Source organism: Azotobacter chroococcum, assembly GCF_002220155.1.
In the GTDB taxonomy this organism is placed as follows: Bacteria; Pseudomonadota; Gammaproteobacteria; order Pseudomonadales; family Pseudomonadaceae; genus Azotobacter; species Azotobacter chroococcum.
On record NZ_CP011835.1, the window covers coordinates 1,058,018 to 1,074,914 of the forward strand.

General features: G+C 65.1%; 18 protein-coding genes and 3 tRNA genes. 11 read left to right on the plus strand and 10 right to left on the minus strand.

Features of this window, described 5'->3' with window-relative positions; all coding sequences use genetic code 11:
• Positions 1–105 precede the first annotated feature (105 nt).
• From ACG10_RS04875 to ACG10_RS04885, 3 genes are all read left to right on the plus strand, one after another.
• Positions 106–181, plus strand: a tRNA-Asn gene (locus tag ACG10_RS04875).
• Positions 182–190: 9 nt separating this feature from the next.
• Positions 191–267 (plus strand) — tRNA-Pro (locus ACG10_RS04880).
• Positions 268–282: 15 nt separating this feature from the next.
• Positions 283–358, plus strand: a tRNA-Lys gene (locus ACG10_RS04885).
• A 245-nt stretch (positions 359–603) separates the two neighbouring features.
• Here the strand turns inward: ACG10_RS04885 and ACG10_RS04890 are convergent.
• Together ACG10_RS04890 and ACG10_RS04895 are read right to left on the minus strand one after the other, a co-directional pair.
• Positions 604–1,902 (minus strand): NAD(P)/FAD-dependent oxidoreductase, encoded by a 1,299-nt coding sequence (locus tag ACG10_RS04890; RefSeq protein ID WP_089167353.1) that lies wholly within the window; start codon positions 1,900–1,902, stop codon positions 604–606.
• 75 nt (positions 1,903–1,977) lie between these two features.
• Positions 1,978–2,151, minus strand: coding sequence for a DUF3094 family protein (locus tag ACG10_RS04895; RefSeq protein ID WP_039805690.1), 174 nt, complete (start codon positions 2,149–2,151; stop codon positions 1,978–1,980).
• 313 nt (positions 2,152–2,464) lie between these two features.
• Between ACG10_RS04895 and ACG10_RS04900 the strand changes: the two genes are divergently transcribed.
• Genes ACG10_RS04900 through ACG10_RS04910 form a run of 3 tightly spaced genes read left to right on the plus strand, consistent with a single transcriptional unit; the run spans position 2,465 to position 4,037 of the window.
• A complete protein-coding gene (locus ACG10_RS04900; RefSeq protein WP_089167354.1) occupies positions 2,465–2,890 on the plus strand; it encodes a GNAT family N-acetyltransferase in 426 nt (141 codons plus the stop codon).
• Entirely contained in the window at positions 2,887–3,354 is a 468-nt protein-coding gene (locus tag ACG10_RS04905) for an FAD/FMN-containing dehydrogenase (RefSeq protein WP_089167355.1), read from the plus strand. The genes ACG10_RS04900 and ACG10_RS04905 overlap by 4 nt, the downstream gene beginning before the upstream one ends.
• Positions 3,351–4,037 (plus strand): energy-coupling factor ABC transporter permease, encoded by a 687-nt coding sequence (locus tag ACG10_RS04910; RefSeq protein ID WP_089167356.1) that lies wholly within the window; start codon positions 3,351–3,353, stop codon positions 4,035–4,037. Before ACG10_RS04905 ends, ACG10_RS04910 begins: the two co-directional genes overlap by 4 nt.
• A gap of 20 nt (positions 4,038–4,057) precedes the next feature.
• On the opposite strand, the gene yacG is transcribed toward ACG10_RS04910, so the two are convergent.
• The 5 genes from yacG to pilB all read right to left on the minus strand — a co-directional run bounded on the left by yacG (position 4,058) and on the right by pilB (position 9,225).
• Positions 4,058–4,258: a DNA gyrase inhibitor YacG gene (yacG, locus tag ACG10_RS04915; RefSeq protein ID WP_089167357.1), complete on the minus strand. Its 201-nt coding sequence runs from the start codon at positions 4,256–4,258 to the stop codon at positions 4,058–4,060.
• Positions 4,255–4,863 carry a dephospho-CoA kinase gene (gene coaE / locus ACG10_RS04920; protein WP_089167358.1) on the minus strand — a complete coding sequence of 203 codons (609 nt, stop codon included), beginning with the start codon at positions 4,861–4,863 and terminating at the stop codon, positions 4,255–4,257. Before coaE ends, yacG begins: the two co-directional genes overlap by 4 nt.
• 148 nt (positions 4,864–5,011) lie before the next feature.
• Entirely contained in the window at positions 5,012–5,881 is an 870-nt protein-coding gene (locus ACG10_RS04925) for a prepilin peptidase (protein ID WP_089167359.1), read from the minus strand.
• Positions 5,882–5,883: 2 nt separating this feature from the next.
• Positions 5,884–7,101 (minus strand): type II secretion system F family protein, encoded by a 1,218-nt coding sequence (locus ACG10_RS04930; protein ID WP_089169794.1) that lies wholly within the window; start codon positions 7,099–7,101, stop codon positions 5,884–5,886.
• 423 nt (positions 7,102–7,524) lie between these two features.
• Complete coding sequence (pilB, locus tag ACG10_RS04935; RefSeq protein WP_089167360.1) at positions 7,525–9,225, minus strand: type IV-A pilus assembly ATPase PilB; 1,701 nt, start codon at positions 9,223–9,225, stop codon at positions 7,525–7,527.
• A 558-nt stretch (positions 9,226–9,783) separates the two neighbouring features.
• Here pilB and ACG10_RS04940 point away from each other — a divergent pair.
• From ACG10_RS04940 to ACG10_RS04950, 3 genes are all read left to right on the plus strand, one after another.
• Positions 9,784–10,320 (plus strand): pilin, encoded by a 537-nt coding sequence (locus tag ACG10_RS04940; protein WP_089167361.1) that lies wholly within the window; start codon positions 9,784–9,786, stop codon positions 10,318–10,320.
• A gap of 138 nt (positions 10,321–10,458) precedes the next feature.
• Entirely contained in the window at positions 10,459–11,154 is a 696-nt protein-coding gene (locus ACG10_RS04945) for a hypothetical protein (RefSeq protein ID WP_157731375.1), read from the plus strand.
• A gap of 220 nt (positions 11,155–11,374) precedes the next feature.
• Entirely contained in the window at positions 11,375–11,926 is a 552-nt protein-coding gene (locus ACG10_RS04950; RefSeq protein ID WP_089167363.1) for an REP-associated tyrosine transposase, read from the plus strand.
• 121 nt (positions 11,927–12,047) lie between these two features.
• Here the strand turns inward: ACG10_RS04950 and nadC are convergent, their stop codons facing one another.
• Positions 12,048–12,896, minus strand: coding sequence for a carboxylating nicotinate-nucleotide diphosphorylase (gene nadC, locus ACG10_RS04955; protein WP_089167364.1), 849 nt, complete (start codon positions 12,894–12,896; stop codon positions 12,048–12,050).
• 152 nt (positions 12,897–13,048) lie between these two features.
• Between nadC and ampD the strand changes: the two genes are divergently transcribed.
• Together ampD and ampE are read left to right on the plus strand one after the other, a co-directional pair.
• Positions 13,049–13,612, plus strand: a complete 564-nt coding sequence (gene ampD, locus ACG10_RS04960) for a 1,6-anhydro-N-acetylmuramyl-L-alanine amidase AmpD (RefSeq protein WP_089167365.1) — start codon at positions 13,049–13,051, stop codon at positions 13,610–13,612.
• Complete coding sequence (gene ampE, locus ACG10_RS04965) at positions 13,609–14,451, plus strand: regulatory signaling modulator protein AmpE (RefSeq protein WP_089167366.1); 843 nt, start codon at positions 13,609–13,611, stop codon at positions 14,449–14,451. Before ampD ends, ampE begins: the two co-directional genes overlap by 4 nt.
• A gap of 138 nt (positions 14,452–14,589) precedes the next feature.
• Here the strand turns inward: ampE and ACG10_RS04970 are convergent, their stop codons facing one another.
• Both ACG10_RS04970 and ACG10_RS04975 read right to left on the minus strand, forming a co-directional pair.
• Positions 14,590–15,378, minus strand: a complete 789-nt coding sequence (locus ACG10_RS04970) for a TatD family hydrolase (RefSeq protein ID WP_089167367.1) — start codon at positions 15,376–15,378, stop codon at positions 14,590–14,592.
• A 64-nt stretch (positions 15,379–15,442) separates the two neighbouring features.
• Positions 15,443–16,819 carry a UDP-glucose dehydrogenase family protein gene (locus ACG10_RS04975; protein ID WP_089167368.1) on the minus strand — a complete coding sequence of 459 codons (1,377 nt, stop codon included), beginning with the start codon at positions 16,817–16,819 and terminating at the stop codon, positions 15,443–15,445.
• Positions 16,820–16,897 lie beyond the last annotated feature (78 nt).

The following is a 16,897-nucleotide window of genomic DNA, read 5'->3' on the forward strand; positions in this document are numbered from 1 at the left end:
AAAAGCATTTTCAAGGGTTGACAGGGGCGCCGGGAGCCGTAAAATGCGCGCCACTGCAACGGAGACGGTATTCCTTGATCTGTTGTAGGTAGAAGTGATGAAAGTTCCGCGATAGCTCAGTCGGTAGAGCAAATGACTGTTAATCATTGGGTCCCTGGTTCGAGTCCAGGTCGCGGAGCCAGCTTTCAGACGGGGTATAGCGCAGTCCGGTAGCGCGCCTGCTTTGGGAGCAGGATGTCGGGAGTTCGAATCTCTCTACCCCGACCATCTCTTCATGTGTTTGGGTCGTTAGCTCAGTCGGTAGAGCAGTTGGCTTTTAACCAATTGGTCGTAGGTTCGAATCCTACACGACCCACCATTTCTCTCCTTGCACGCCCGTGCATGTCAAAATCATTCTTTTCATAGTTCATTGCAGTAATTCTGCGCGCTCAATCTTTTCGCCAGTCGTCCGGGGTTTCCCTGTGGCGTGTTTCGGTGCGTCCGGACGTTGGGCTTGGCGCGTTTGCGCAACAAGGCGTAGCAGCGCTCTGCCGTGCGAGCGGCCGCAATGAGGCGGTGAGGGTGCCCCGGGCGAGCGGCTGGCGCTGCGCCGGGGCGGGGGGATCAGTGGAGCTTGAGGCGGGGTTCGGTACTGCTGCGGAAGCGGTCGCCCACCATCATCATCAGGGTGCGGAAGGTGCCGTACAGCGCCATCTGGTGCATCCGGTAGAGCGAGATGTAGAACTTGCGGGCCAGCCAGCCCTCCAGGGTTACAGTGCCGGTCAGGTTGCCCATCAGGTTGCCGATCGCCGAGAAGCTCGACAGCGAAATCAGCGAGCCGTGATCGCTGTAGCGGTACTCCAGCAGGGGCTTGTCTTCCTGAAGCTTGCGATAGAGCGACTTGGCCAGCAGGGTGGCCTGCTGGTGAGCGGCCTGGGCGCGCGGCGGCACGGTGCGGTCGGTGCCCGGCTGCGGGCAGGCGGCGCAGTCGCCGAAGGCGAAGATGTCGTCGTCGAGGCTGGTCTGCAGGGTTGGGCGCACCACCAGCTGGTTGATGCGGTTGGTTTCCAGGCCGTCCAACTCCTTGAGGAAGGCGGGGGCGCGAACGCCTGCCGCCCAGACCATGAGATCGGCGGAGATGAACTGACCATCCTTGGTGTTCAGGCCTTTGGCGGTGACTTCGCTGACGGCGGTGCTGGTGTGGACGCGAACGCCGAGGCTTTCCAGGGTGGCATGTGCCGAGCGGCTGATGCGTTCGGGCAGGGCGGCCAGTACGCGCGGGCTGGATTCGATCAGCGTGATGCTGAGGTTTTCCGGCGGAATGCGCTCCAGTCCGTAGGCGACCAGTTCTTCGGAAGCGTGGCGCAGCTCGGCGGCCAGTTCGACCCCGGTGGCGCCGGCGCCGACGATGGCGACATTCACCTGATGGCCGTCATCGTCGCTGGCATGGGCGCGCAGGTAATGGCTGAGCAGCAGGCGGCGGAAGCGTTCGGCTTGTTCGCGACTTTCCAGGAAGATGCAGTTCTCGGCGGCGCCCGGGGTGCCGAAGTCGTTGGTGGTGCTGCCGACGGAGAGGATCAGGGTGTCGTAGCTCAGTTCGCGTTCGGGCAGCGGGGCGCGGTCCTCCAGAGCCGGCTGGGCGGCCAGGCGGATGCGCTTGTTGGCCCGATCCAGCCCGCACATGCGGCCAAACTGGAATTCGAAGTTGTTCCACTTGGCCTGGGCCACGTAGTTCAGTTCGTCGCCGGTCGAGTTCAGCGAGCCGGCGGCGACTTCGTGGAGCAGCGGTTTCCACAGGTGGGTCATGTTAGCATCGACCAGGGTGATCTTCGCCTGGAAGTTCCTGCCCATGGTCTTGCCGAGGCGAGTGGCAAGTTCCAGGCCGCCGGCGCCGCCGCCTACAATTACGATGCGATGAGTCATAGCTAGAGCCTCACAAGGTTGAAATGAAAAGGTTGGAAAGGCAGAGCAGGGACGTCGGGGCGAGCGCAAGGCAGCTCATAGCACCAGGCGACCCAGAATACGGCTCAGCAGGCCCAGGCAGACGACCACGGTCAGCACGATCAGTGCGAGGCGCCAAGGGCGGAACGGCTGGCGTTCCACCTGATGCTGCGGGGCGCTCAGGTACTCGTCGACTCGTTGCTGATCCTCGGGTTTCAGGCGGCTTGCCATGCAGGACTCGCATTCTGCAAAAATCGTTCGCTGAGCAATCCGGCTACCCGGAAAGCCCATGCTTTGTTGATGTGAATCATAACTCCTTGTGCCTCTCGGCTGGCAAGATGTCTTTTGGCTAAAATTTTCAATGTGGCGAAAGTTCGCACTCTAAAAATGATGCCGAGCTCAAGGGAGGCCTCAAGACCAGCCTCTAGGAGGCGCATCCGGATGGGCCCGTTCGTCTGGCCGGACTGCTACCTGCCGCAAGCTGGCTTTCCGCTGGCTGGGCAGCATGCGGTGTAGAATTTGCCGCCCGCTCCCCGGAGTTCCCATGTCCGTTCGCCCCATCACTCCTGCCGATCATCCGGCCTTGCTGGCGTTGTGGCTGCGCACACCGGGTCTGCAGCTGCGCGCCGAAGATGATTTCGAGCCCTTCTGCACCTATCTGGCGCGCAATCCCGGGCTGAGCCTGCTGGTCGAACTCGATGGCCGGATCGTCGCATCGTTGTTGGTCGGCCATGATGGACGGCGCGGTTATCTGCAACATCTGGCGGTCGACGAACCCTGTCGCGGCCGCGGCTTCGCCCGGGCGCTGCTGAACGAGGCGTTGGCCAGGCTCGCGCAGCTGGGAGTCGACAAGTCCCATGTCTTCGTCCTGCGGGACGCTCCGCAGGCCCTGGCCTTCTGGGAAGCCCAGGCCGGCTGGGAGGGCCGCAGCGATATTCAGGTCTATTCCACGCGGAGGAGCAGCGAGTGAGATTCTTCGCTGGCATCGCGCTTGCCTTGGCGCCGTTCTGGGTGCAGGCGCTCGAGGTGGGCGAGCGGCTCGCGCCCTGGACCCTGCTGGACCAGCATGACCAGGCCTGCAGCCTGAGCGAGGAAACCCGCATCCTGTTGGTCGCACGCAGCATGGACGGCGCCCGGCTGGTCGAGAGCGCGCTCAAGACGCGACCGCAGGGCTACCTGGAGGCGCGCCGGGCCGTGTTCGTTGCCGACATCAGTCGCATGCCCTCGCTGATCGCCCGTCTGTTCGCCGTTCCGGCGATGCGCGACTATCCCTATCGCGTGCTGCTCGACCGCGATGCCCGGGTCGCTTCCCGTTATCCGGGCGATCCGGCCAAGGTGTTGTGGCTCGATCTGGAGCAGGGGCAGCTGCGCGCCCGGCGCGAGTTCGGTGATGCCGGTGCCTTGGCTGCGGCCCTCGAGCAGGTGACGCCATGATCGCCGCCGATCTGCTGGCGCCCGATACCCAGCTGATCGGCAGCGGCTTCTATCTGGGACTTCTGCTCTATGCCGCCTGGCGGGCGCCCTGGCTCGAGCTGTTCAGCGACAGCCGGCGCCAGCATCTGCTGTTCGGCACTGTCCTGGCGCTATTTCTGCTCTGGCTGGTGCGGCGCGATTTCGTTTCCGGGCTGTCCTTCCACTTCATCGGCATGACCGCGGTGACCCTGTTGCTCGACTGGCCGCTGGCCATGCTCGCCGGACTGGCCGCGCAGATCGGGCTGCTGCTTCTGGGGCGTCAGGACCTGGCGGCGCTGGGCGTCAATGGCCTGCTGTTGGTGGCCATTCCCGTGTCGATCACCGAAGGCTGTGCTCTCTTGGTCGAGCGCGCTCAGCCGCGCAACCTGTTCGTCTACATCTTCTGCTCGGGCTTCTTTCCGGCTGCGCTGAGCGCCCTGGCCTGCCTGCTGGCGGGGTTCGGTGTGCTGTGGATGGATGGTCGCTACGAAATGCCGCCGTGGCTGCTCGATTACCTCGGCTACCTGTGGCTGGTGATGTTCCCCGAGGCGTTCATCAACGGCGCGGTGGTCAGCGGGCTGGTGGTGTACTGCCCGGAATGGCTGGAAACCTTCAACCGCAGCCGCTACCTGGCGGCGCCCTGGAAGGACGACGAGCCGAGCTGATCTTTTTCCTTCCGTGCACTTCAATGCCCGCGTGGCGGCAGTTCTCCGGAAAACAGCTCATCCTCGAGATTTTCGCCGGGAATTGCATGTTCCTCGGCTGCCCAGGCGCCCAGGTCGATCAGCTTGCAGCGTTCGCTGCAGAACGGCCGGTGCGGGCTTTGCGGGCCCCACTCGACTGGTGCCCGGCAGGTAGGGCAGGTGACCGTCAACGGTTGTTTCATGGCTGGCCTCCACGCAGGGTCAGGTAGAACCGGTGCAGGCGCTCGACCTCGCCCTGCAGCCAGGACAGGTCACGGTCGTTCACCAGCACGTCGTCGGCATGGCGCAGGCGCTCCTCGCGACTGGCCTGGGCCTTGATGATCGCTTCGACCTGCTTGCGGTCGGCCTGGTCGCGCTGCATGGCCCGTTCGAGCTGCAGGGGTTCGGGCACATCGATGACCAGGATGCGCTGGGTCATCTTGTGCTGATCGGTTTCCACCAGCAGGGGGGAAACCAGAATGGCATAGGGCGAGCTGGCGCGCTCGAGATAGCTGCGGATTTCCTGGCGGATCAGCGGATGCAGCAGCCGCTCCAGCCAGCGACGCTCCTCGGCGTTCTCGAACACCCGGGCGCGCAGCGCGGCGCGGTCCAGGCGTCCGTCGGGCTGGAGGACTTCCACGCCGAAATGCGCGGCGATCTCCGCCAATGCCGGGCGGCCGGGCTCGACCACCCAGCGCGCCGCGTCGTCGGCGTCCACCAGGTGCACGCCGAGCGCTCTGAAATGCTGGGCAGCGGCGCTCTTGCCGCTGCCGATGCCGCCGGTCAGACCGAGAATCCAGGGTTTCATGACTGCCCTCAACGCCGAAGTGCCGTGTAGATACCGCTTTGCCGGCGGATATGCAATGGCTTGCGGACAATGGGGCTCCTTGCGCAGGGCGGGGGCAACCCGCCGCCGATGGCACGGGGCCGATCCGCAACGGCGGGCTGTGCCCGCCCTACAAACCGGCGAACTGCAGGTAGCTGCCGGTGATCCGCTCGCCCCAGAGCAGGGCGATCCAGCCGGCGAGGGCGAGGAAGGGGCCGAAGGGGATTGGCGTGCCGCTTTCGGCCTTGCGCAGGCGCAGGATGACGATTCCCAGCACGGCGCCGACCAGCGAGGAGAGCAGGATGGTCAGCGGCAGGATCTGCCAGCCGCCCCAGGCGCCGAGCATCGCCAGCAGCTTGAAGTCGCCGTAGCCCATGCCTTCCTTGCCGGTGAGCAGCTTGAACAGCCAGTACACCGACCACAGGCTGAGATAGCCGGCTACCGCGCCCCACAGGGCATCCTCCAGGGAAACGAACAGCCCGAAGTTGTTGAGGATCAGCCCTAGCCAGAGCAGCGGCAGCACCAGCGAGTCCGGCAGCAGCTGATGATCGTAGTCGATCAGGCTCATGGCCAAGAGGCCCCAGCCGAGCAGCAGCATGGCGCCGGCCTGCCAACCAAAGCCGTAATGCCAGGCGACATGAGCCGAGAGTAGTCCGCAAGCCAGCTCCACCAGCGGATAGCGTGCGCCGATCGGCGCCTTGCAGGCCGAGCAGCGGCCGCGCAGGGCCAGCCAGCCGAGCAGCGGGATGTTCTCCCAGGGGCGGATCTGGTATCCGCAGTGCGGGCAATGCGAGTGGGGCAGCAGCAGGTTGAAGGGCTCACCCGGTGCCTCGCCGGGCAGTTCCAGCACTTCCCGCGCCTGCGCCTGCCAGTCGCGCAGCATCATCTTCGGCAGGCGATGGATCACCACGTTGAGAAAGCTGCCGACCACCAAGCCCAGCAGCCCCGCCCAGAAAGCGAAGGCCGGCCCGGGACCGGCGAGAAGATCGTGAATGGACATGCTCAAACCACCGCGCCCAGCTGGAAGATCGGTAGGTACATGGCGATGATCAGACCGCCGACCAGCACACCGAGCACCGCCATGATCATCGGCTCCATCAGGCTGGTCAGGCCGTCCACCATGTTGTCCACTTCGGCCTCGTAGAAGCTCGCCACCTTGTCGAGCATCTCGTCGAGCGCGCCGGACTCCTCGCCGATGGCGGTCATCTGGATCGCCATGGTCGGAAAGGTGCCGGTGGTGCGCATGGAGAAGTTCAGCTGCATGCCGGTGGTGACATCGGCCTTGACCTTCTCGGTGGCGGTGCGGAACACCACGTTGCCGGTGGCGCCGGACACCGAGTCCAGCGCCTCGACCAGCGGCACGCCGGCGGCGAAGGTGGTGGCCAGGGTGCGGGCGAAACGGGCCACCGCCGACTTGTAGAGGATCTCGCCGACGATCGGCAGCTTGAGCAGGGTGCGGTCCGTCCAGTTGCGGAACTTCTCCGAGCGCTGGTGCGCCTGCTTGAGGGTGAAGGCTATGGCGAATAGCCCCAACAACCCGTAGAACCAGTATGCCTGCATGACCTCGGACATGCGGATGACCATGCGGGTGAAGGCCGGCAGCTCGGCGCCGAAATTGGCGAACACCGATTCGAACTGCGGCACCACCTTGATCAGCAGGATCGCCGAGACGATGATCGCCACCACGATCACCGCGATGGGGTAGTTCATCGCCTTCTTGATCTTGGCCTTCAGCGCCTCGGTCTTCTCCTTGTAGGTGGCGACCCGGTCCAGCAGGTTTTCCAGGGCGCCGGACTGCTCGCCGGAGTCCACTAGGTTGCAGTAGAGGTCGTCGAAGTACTGCGGCTTCTTGCGCAGGGCGCTGGCGAAGCTGTTGCCGGCCGCCACTCCCTGCTTCACTTCATCCACCAGCGTGCGCATGTTCGGGTTGTCGAAACCCTCGGAGATGATGTCGAAGGCCTGCAGCAGCGGCACGCCGGCTTTCATCATGGTGGCCATCTGCCGGGTGAACAGGGCGATGTCCAGCGGCTTGATCTTCTTGCCGGCGCCGAACAGCGAGGCGGCCTTCTTGCGCACCCTGGTCGGGTTGATGCCCTGCTTGCGCAGCTGCGCCTTGACCAGCGCCGGATTCTGCCCGCTCAGCTCGCCCTTGACCTTGGCGCCGCGCCGGTCGGTGCCCTCCCAGGTGAACAAACTGGTCTTTAACGCTTTTTCCGCCATGTTGGGGTCTGCCATCGAATTATCTGGATTTGCGAGCTGCTTCGCGTAGGGCGGGTGCAACCCGCCGATTTTGGCGTGGGGCCTTTGTCGTGCTTGGCGGGTTTCACCCGCCCTGCAAATCGGGCATTCCATGTACCGCCATGCTGGGCCTGCCATCGAATTATCTGGACTTGCGAACCGCTTCGCGTAGGGCGGGTGAAACCCGCCGTTTTTCGGCGTGGGGCCTTTGCCGTGTTTGGCGGGGTTCTCCCGCCCTACAAATCGGGCATTCCATGTACCGCCATGCTGGGCCTGCCATCGAATTATCTGGACTTGCGAACCGCTTCGCGTAGGGCGGGTGCAACCCGCCGATTTTCGGCGTGGGGCCTTTGCCGTGCTTGGCGGGGTTCTCCCGCCCTACAAATAGGGTATTCCATGTACTCCCTAGTCCTTGGTGACGCGGTTGACTTCTTCCAGGCTGGTGACACCCTGCATGGCTTTCAGCAGGGCGGATGTGCGCAGGTCGTTGAAGCCGTCGGCGCGCATCTGCCGGGCAATTTCGATGGAGTTGCCGTCTTCCATGATAATGCGCTGCAGGGCCGGGGTGATTTTAACCACTTCATAAATGCCGACCCGGCCCTTGTAGCCGCCGTTGCAGTTCTCGCAACCGACCGGGGTGTAGACCTTGAAGGTGCCGATGCGCGCCTCCGGAAAGCCCTCCTCGAGCAGCGCCTCGCGGGGAATGTCCACCGCCTTCTTGCAGGCGCACAGCTTGCGCGCCAGGCGCTGGGCGATGATCAGGTTCACCGAGGTGGCGATGTTGAACGAGGGCACGCCCATGTTGCGCAGGCGGGTCAGAGTTTCCGCGGCGCTGTTGGTGTGCAGGGTGGACATCACCATGTGCCCGGTCTGTGCGGCCTTGATGGCGATCTCGGCGGTTTCCAGGTCGCGGATCTCGCCGACCATGATGATGTCCGGGTCCTGGCGCAGGAAGGCGCGCAGCGCCTGGGAGAAGTCCATGCCCTGGCGCGGATTGACGTTGACCTGGTTGATGCCCTCCAGGTTGATCTCCACCGGGTCCTCCGCGGTGGAGATGTTCACCTCCGGGGTGTTGAGGATGTTCAGGCCGGTATACAGGGACACCGTCTTGCCCGAGCCGGTCGGGCCGGTCACCAGGATCATCCCCTGCGGCTGGCTCAGCGCTGCCAGGTAGAGCGCCTTCTGTTCCGCCTCGTAGCCCAGGGCGTCGATGCCCATCTGCGCGCTGGACGGGTCGAGAATCCGCATCACCGTCTTCTCGCCCCACAGGGTCGGCAGGGTGTTGACCCGGAAGTCGATGGCCTTGGTCTTCGACAGTTTCATCTTGATCCGGCCGTCCTGTGGCTTGCGCCGCTCGGAGATGTCCAGTCCGGCCATCACCTTCAGGCGCGCGGCGATCTTCGGCGCCAGCTGGATCGGCGGCCGGGCCGCCTCATGCAGGATGCCATCGGTGCGGAAGCGCACCCGGTAGCTCTTCTCGTAGGGCTCGAAGTGCAGGTCCGAGGAGCCGCGGCGGATCGCATCCAGCAGCATCTTGTTGATGAAACGCACCACCGGCGCATCCTCGGCATCGCCGGCCGGGTTGACTTCGTCGTCCTGCTGGCCGCTTGCCTCGACGTCGAGCCCTTCCAGATCGGCATCGGCGAGGTCGTCCAGGCCGGTGCCGGCGCCCTCGAAGTATTTCTCGATGGCCTCGCCCAGCCGGTCGTCCTCGACGAGGATGGCCTCGGTGTTCAAGCCGGTGCCGAAGCGGATTTCGCGGATCGCCTCGTGGTTGGTCGGGTCGGAAATCGCCACGAACAGCCGGTTGCCGCGCCGCCACAGCGGCAGGGCGCGGTGCTGGCGGATCAGCTTCTCGCTGAGCAGATCCCGGGGCTGGCTCTCCCGGTCCAGCGTCTTGAGGTCGAACAGGGCGATGCCGAACTGCTCGGCAGCCAGCTCTGCCAGCGCCCGGCTCTTGACCAGCTTGTTCTGCACCAGCCAGGTGACCAAGGGAGTCTGGTTGCGCTGTGCCTGCTGTTGGGCCTGCTGGGCGGTCTTCTCGTCGATCAGCCCGGCCAGCACCATCTGCCGTGCCAGGCCGGGGAGGGAAATATCGTTGGTCATCGGATGGGCAACTCTCTACGTAATGTAAGGGGCAGGGCGCTGGTAGTGCCTTTCACCAGCCTTCTCATTTCTCCTCAGGAGATGAGGTGGGGTTGAGGAGCTTTTGAGGGCGGAGAAGAAAGGAAAAGTTTTCAATCGATGCAGGCAATCTGCTATTTGCACAATGGTCCGCCTTATAACCCAGTTACCAGCCTCTGCCAAAGGCAGGAAAAGTGGGTGACAAAAAGTGTCAGGAACTGGCGGGTTTGCGGTTGGTGTTTTGGCGCAGAGCTGTCATTTGGAAAAGTGGATGGGCTAAAAGGCTCGGGCGCTTTGTCGCACGGCTCTATCGGATTCTGTGATGAACTCCTGATCTTGCGAAGTTGCTATGGCGTTGTCCGTACATGCGGCCGATGCGGGGTTAGCCCAGTAATGACGAGGCTTACAGCTGTTCTTTAAGGGTTGCCAAGTGCTCTGAAGGCAAACTTTCTCAGGCTCTTTCCATGAGAGGCTGGCATATCGCCTGCACTTGTTTTGGCAGGCACGAAATAAAGCCTGACCACTTCAAGGAGATGTTTGATGAAAGCTCAACTGCAGAAAGGTTTTACCCTGATTGAACTGATGATCGTCGTAGCGATCATCGGCATTCTGGCCGCCGTCGCCCTGCCGGCCTATCAGGACTACACCATCCGTGCCCGTGTGACCGAAGGCGTAGGTCTGGCCTCCAGTGCCAAGCAGATGATTGGTGAAAGCAATACTGCTGTCGAGCTGACTGCTACTGCTAATACCTGGAACGCCCAAGCTAACAACACTGGTGCCTCTAGTAAGTATGTGACTTCCGTGCAGATTGCTCCTGCTACCGGTGAAGTGACCGTGACCTTCAACCAGGCCAACGTCGGCAATATCCCGGCTGGTTCCACTCTGGTCTACACCCCCTATGTGCAAACCGGTACTGGCACTCCGGTCCAACTGGCCGCCAACTTCGGCAGCGGCAACACCGGCTCTGTTGACTGGGGTTGCGCCTCTGAACTCAACGCAGTGTCGGCCGCCCGTGGCCTGCCGGCTCTGGCAGTCGGTACCCTGCCGGCCGAGTTTGCACCGAGCGAGTGCCGTTAAGCAGAGTGCGGCGGCGCGGGATGTTCCAAGTAACCTGAGCGGTCACTTCTGAAACGAACGGAAAACCCCTTTGATGAAGGGGTTTTCTGCTTTTTGGGGTTCTGGTCTTTCAAATTCTCTGGAGTTGTCGGAATGCTGATGAGTATGCCGCTGAACCGCTGGAGTGCCGGCGCGCTACATCTTCTGGCCAGTCTGGCGATCCTTGCCATGCTGACGTCCATCGCCCTGTTCTGGCTCTTTCCCGGCGGGCTGTTCCAGGCCGCCGGCGGCTGGGAGGGGCTGAAAATCGTCGTTGCGGTCGATCTGGTGCTCGGCCCCTGCCTGACCCTGATCGTGTTCAACCTGCGCAAGCCCCGGTCGGAACTGGTCCGCGATCTGTCGTTGATCGCCCTCATGCAGGTGCTCGCACTGGGTGCAGGTGTCTGGCAAGTGCTCAAGGCTCGGCCACTGGCCTTGGTGCAGGTGTTCGATACCTTCTATGCGTTCAACCGCGAGGATTTCCGTCAGCTCAATGTCGCGGAGGATGAACTGGATCGACTGTCGGGTTGGGCGCCAAAGTATTTCTACGTCGAGGTTCCGGAGAACAGTGAGAAGTTTCTGGTCCAGCACACCAAGGCTTTGCTCAACGGCGAGAAACCACTCCAGCAGCGCATAGACCTGTACCGCGAGCTGACGACCGACCGACAGGCCCTGGAGAAGATCCTCCATGGCGCCGTTTGGGAGGCGGAGGGCGGTTGCTTCCGGGTGGATATCGAGTCTTCCTACCGGAGCGGTTCGATCTGCTTCGACCCGCAAACGCAGCGGATGTCGGATTTCGTGCCGGAGCATTCGTAGCAAGGCAGCCTTGTAGGGCGGGTGAAACCCGCGCTGCTCCGGCAATGCCATCGGCATAACGGCGGGTTTCTCCCGCCCTACGAACGCTCTGCCTTTGTGCGGGGCGTTTGCGTTTTGGTTTTCTCGTTGCGGATATCCTGGCGGGCCGACATTGGACGATGCCGCGTTTCACCCGCCGTTAATCCGCTGCCCGTATTGTCCGCACAACAAGGATGTTGTCATGTCGCGTTATCGCCGCGCCCGTGTTCCCGGTGGCACCTACTTCTTCACGGTGGTCACCGAGCGGCGGCAGCCGATCCTGATCCATACGGATGTTCGCCTGGCCTTGCACGAGGCCATCGTTCTCGTGCGGGAAACGCTGCCGTTTCGTATCGATGGCTGGGTGCTGCTGCCGGATCATCTGCACGCCATCTGGACCCTGCCCGAGGGCGATGCCGATTTCTCCGCACGCTGGCGGTTGATCAAGCGGCATGTCACCCGCACCTGCGGGTCTGCCCATGGCCGTTCCGACTATTTGACCGGGCGGCGTACCGCGAAGCAATGCGGCACGCTCTGGCAGCACCGTTTCTGGGAGCACCTGATTCGTGACGAGCACGACTTTCGCCGGCATCTCGACTACCTGCACGGCAATCCGCTGAAGCACGGCTTGGTCGAGCGGGTCGTAGACTGGCCTTGGTCCAGCTTTCATCGTTGGGCGAGGCAAGGAGCCTATCCTGCTGAGTGGGTCGGTGTTGGGAACGATGGGTTGGTTGTGGAGGGGGAGGGCGGGTGAAGCCCGCCGTTTCGGGGTGGGCCTTGGGCATTTTCGGCGGGTTTCACCCGCCCTACGGAGCGCTGGCAAGCTGTTGATCGCCAGCAAGCTGGCTCCTACGCGGTGGGGGAGGCGTTCTCCTTCACAACTGCAAGCGCATCGACAGGTCCACCGCCTTGATGTCCTTGGTCAGGGTGCCGAGGGAGATGTAGTCCACCCCCGTCTCGGCGATCCGGCGCAGGTTGTCGCCGTTGATGCCGCCGGAGGCTTCCAGCTTGGCGCGGCCGGCGGTGAGGCGCACGGCGGTGTACATGTCCTCGAGGCTGAGTTCGTCGAGCATGACGATGTCGGCGCCGGCGCTCAGGGCCTGGTCGAGCTCCTCCAGGTCCTCGACTTCGACTTCCACCGGCTTGCCGGGGGCGATGCGCCGGGCGGCGGCGACCGCCTCGGCGATGCCGCCGCAGGCGGCGATGTGGTTTTCCTTGATCAGGAAGGCGTCGAACAGGCCGATGCGATGGTTGTGGCAGCCGCCGCAGGTGACCGCGTATTTCTGCGCCAGGCGCAGGCCGGGGAGGGTCTTGCGGGTGTCCAGCAGGCGCACCGGCGTGCCCTCGACCAGGTCGGCGTAGTGGCGGCAGCGGGTGGCCACGGCGGAGAGGGTCTGGAGGAAGTTCAGGGCGCTGCGTTCGCCGCTGAGCAGGGCACGGGCCGGGCCTTCCAGGCTGAACAGCAGCTTGTCGGCGTCGACCCGCTCGCCGTCGGCGACCTCCCAGTGCACGGCGACGCGCGGGTCTATCTGGCGGAACACCTCGTCGACCCAGGCGCGGCCGGCGATCACCGCCGCCTCGCGGGTGATGACGCGGGCGCGGGCCAGGCGCTCTTCGGGAATCAGCTGCGCGGTGAGATCGCCGCTGCCGATGTCCTCGGCCAGGGCGCGGCGGACGTTCGCCGCGATTTCGGCGCTCAGGTCGGCAAGGATGAGGTCAGGCATGGGGGACTCCGGCAGGTGGGGTGCGCCGGATTATAGGACGCATGCCGCTTCCCGTGCAGTCGGGATCTTGCCCGCCGGCCATGGTGTGGCGGGCGTCACTTGGCCCGGCGGCCCGGCTGCTCTAGAGTGTCGGCTGTTTTCAGGAGAGACGCATGCGGTTCGACCCCTCCACCGGCTGGTGCCAAGGCATTCGCCATTGCCCGTCGCCGAATTTCAATGCCCGTCCGCAAGGTGAGATTTCCCTGTTGGTGATCCACAACATCAGCCTGCCGCCGGGCTGCTTCGGCACCGGCAAGGTGCAGCAGTTGTTCCGCAACTGCCTGCCGGCGGACGAACATCCCTATTTCGCCTCCATCGCCGCGCTGCAGGTGTCGGCGCATTTCTTCATCGAGCGCGACGGTGCGATCACCCAGTTCGTCTCCTGCCTGGATCGTGCCTGGCACGCCGGGCAGTCGTGCTTCGAGGGACGCGAGAACTGCAACGACTTTTCCCTGGGCATCGAACTGGAGGGCACCGACGCGCTGCCCTACAGCGACGCCCAGTACGCCAGCCTGACGTCTCTCACCCGGCTGCTGCAGCAGGCCTATCCGGCGCTCGACGTCCGGCGCATCTGCGGCCATGCCGATATCGCCCCCCAGCGCAAGACCGATCCGGGGCCGGCCTTCGACTGGGCGCGCTATCGCACGGCGCTGTCCGACTCTGGAGATATGCAATGACCTTTCTGGTGCTTCTGCTGGCGCTGCTGGTGGAACGGTTTTCCCGCTGGCGCCTGCGTCTCCAGCAGGACATCTTCTGGCTGCGCCTGCTGGATCGGGTCGAGCTGGACCCGGACCTGGCCGGCGATCCGCGGCGGGCGCTGTTCCGTCTGGTGCTGCTGCCGGTGCTGGTGGTGGGCGTGCTGCTGGCGCTGCTGTCGCTGCCGCTCTACGGCTGGCTGGCGTTGCCGCTGCATCTCTTCGTGCTGATCTACAGTCTGGGGCGCGGCGATGTGCTGACCGAGCTGCGGCCGTTCCGCGAGGCCTGGCGGCGCGGCGACAGCGAGGCCGCCTGCCTGGTGGCCGAGCGCGACCTGGCGGTGGAAGCCGAGGAAAGCCTGTCGCTGTTGCGCCGGGTGCAGGGCTACCTGCTGTGGCAGGCCTACCAGAGCTTCTTCGCGGTGATCTTCTGGTACGCCCTGCTCGGCCCCGTGGCGGCGCTGGCCTACCGCCTGCTGGCGCTGACCGGCGAGCACACGACCCTGCCGGTTCTGCGCGAGCGCTCGGTGCGCCTGCGCCACCTGTTCGACTGGCTGCCGGCGCGTGCCCTGGCCCTGAGCTTCGCCCTGGTCGGCAATTTCGCTGCGGTATTCCGCGTGCTGCTGAGCTACCTGTCGGATCGCGAGGTGCCGGCGGCGAAGCTGGTGATCGAGGCCGGGCGCGCGGCCAACGAGGGGCAGGAGGCGGAGGTGCTGGTCGGCGAGGCGGGGCTGATGACCCTGGACGAGCTGTGGCAGCTCTTGGTGCGTGCCGGGATGCTCTGGTATGTGGTGCTGGCGCTGGCGATCCTGTTCCTCTGACCGTCAGATCCATGATCTGCTGCGTTCGGCCATGCGGCGTTGAACTTTCGTAGGGCGGGTGAAACCCGCCGTTGTCCGAGGCAGCGATAATGTCGAAACGTGGCGGGTTGCACCCGTCCTACAGGTTTGAGATCGGCCTCAGTCGGCCCAGCCGAACAGTTCGCAGGCGTTGCGCGTGCTGGCTTCGGCCAGGGCTTCCGGCTCGATGCCCATGAGCGCGGCGATGGCCGCGCAGATTTCCGGCAGGTACTCGGGACTGTTGCGTCCGCCCGGATGCATCGCCGGCGCCATGTCCGGGGCGTCGGTCTCCAGCACCACGGCCTCCAGCGGCAGCCCGGCGACGACCTGGCGCAGGCGGTTGGCCTGGGGCCAGGTCGGCGCGCCGCCGAGGCCGAGGCGAAAACCCAGTTTCAGGTACTCCCGCGCTTCCTCGCGACTGCCGGCAAAGGCATGGACGATGCCGGCGCGGGGCAGGCGCAGGCGCAGGCGCTTGAGGGTGGCGATGGTCGCGGCATGGGCGCGGCGCACGTGCAGCAGCACCGGCAGCCCCAGCTCCGCCGCCAGCCGCAGCTGGGCCTCGAACAGTGTCTGCTGGCGCTCGCGGTCCAGCTCCGCCAGGTAGTAGTCGAGACCGAACTCGCCGACCGCGCAGAGCCGGTCGGCGCCGCGCAGGCGCTGCAGCCAGGCGCCGAGGTCGTCCAGATCGGCCGCGCGGTGCTGCTCCAGATAGACCGGGTGCAGGCCGAAGGCGGCGTACAGGCCGGGCTCGGCGCAGGCCAGATCCCACACCCGCTGCCAGTTCGCGCGGTACACCCCGGCCAGCACCTGGCGGTCGACGCCGAGCGCCCGGCAGCGGGCCAGCACGGCGGCGCGGTCGGCGTCGAAGTCGGGGAAGTCGAGATGATTGTGGGTGTCGATCAGGCGCACCGGCGGCGGACTCCTCGGGAAAAGCGGGCCTCTCCCAAGGATATCCCGTCGGCGCATCCGTGGCTCAGGCCGAGCGCTGCAGACTTTCCACCTGCGGGCTGCCCAGCGCCGGCAGGCACTCGCCGCGGCCGATGGCGAAGTAGCGGATGCCCTGGCGGGCCAGGCGCTCGGGGTCGAACAGGTTGCGCCCGTCGAAGATCAGCGGGGCGGCCAGCTTGCGGGCGATCAGCGCAAAGTCCGGGGCCTTGAACTGCTGCCATTCGGTGCAGATCAGCAAGGCGTCGGCACCGCCCAGCGCGGCCTCCGGGGTGCCCATCAGCTGCAGCCTGTCGTCGTCGCCGTAGAGGCGCTGGGCCTCGTGCATGGCCTCCGGGTCATAGGCGCGCACCCGCGCTCCGGCGGCCCACAGCGCTTCCAGCAGGTCGCGGCTGGGCGCCTCGCGCATGTCGTCGGTGTTCGGCTTGAAGGCCAGCCCCCAGAGGGCGAAGGTCCGTCCGCGCAGGTCGTCGCCGAAGTAGCGGCGCAGCAGCTCGAACAGCTTGCCCTTCTGTCGCGCGTTGACCGCCTCGACCGCCTGCAGCAGGTCACTGGCGCAGCCGGCCTCGCCGGCGCTGTGGATCAGCGCCCGCAGGTCCTTGGGAAAGCACGAGCCGCCGTAGCCGCAGCCGGGGTAGATGAAGTGGTAGCCGATGCGCGGGTCGGCGCCGATGCCCTGGCGCACCGCCTCGATGTCGGCGCCCAGGTGTTCGGCCAGCTCGGCCATCTGGTTGATGAAGCTGATCTTGGTGGCCAGCATGCCGTTGGCCGCGTACTTGGCCAGCTCGGCGCTGCGCAGGTCCATGAACAGCATGCGGTCGTGGTTGCGGTTGAACGGCTCGTAGAGCTCGCGCATGGTCTCGCGGGCCGCTGCCGAGGCGCTGCCGACGATGATCCGGTCCGGCCGCCGGCAGTCGGCCAGGGCCGAGCCTTCCTTGAGGAATTCCGGGTTGGAGACGATCTCGAACTCCAGTCGCCGCCCGGCATCCTTCGCGGCCTGGGCGATGCGCGCCCGCAGGCGGTCGCCAGTGCCGACCGGCACGGTGGACTTCTCGACGATCACCAGCGGCTCGCGGCGGTAGCGGGCGATGGCGTCGCTGACCGCCAGCACGCCGGCGAGGTTGGCCGAGCCGTCCGTCTGCGAGTCGGTGCCGACGGCGATGAACAGCACCCGGCCATGCTCGACGGCCGCCCGCTCGTCGGTGGTGAAGCGCAGCCGCCCGGCCTCCAGGTTCTCCCGCACCAGTTCGGCAAGGCCCGGCTCGTAGAGGCGCACCTGGCCGCGCTGCAACTGGGCGATCTTGACCGCGTCGATGTCCATGCAGAGCACGTCGTGGCCGACTTCCGCCATGACCGCGGCCTGCACCAGACCCACGTAACCGATGCCGAAGACGCTGATTTTCAAGATGGCTTCCCCCGAGTGCGCAAGCGATGAACCGATGCTGGGGGAGGGATGTGTCAGGGATTTTACGCTTGTGTGGCA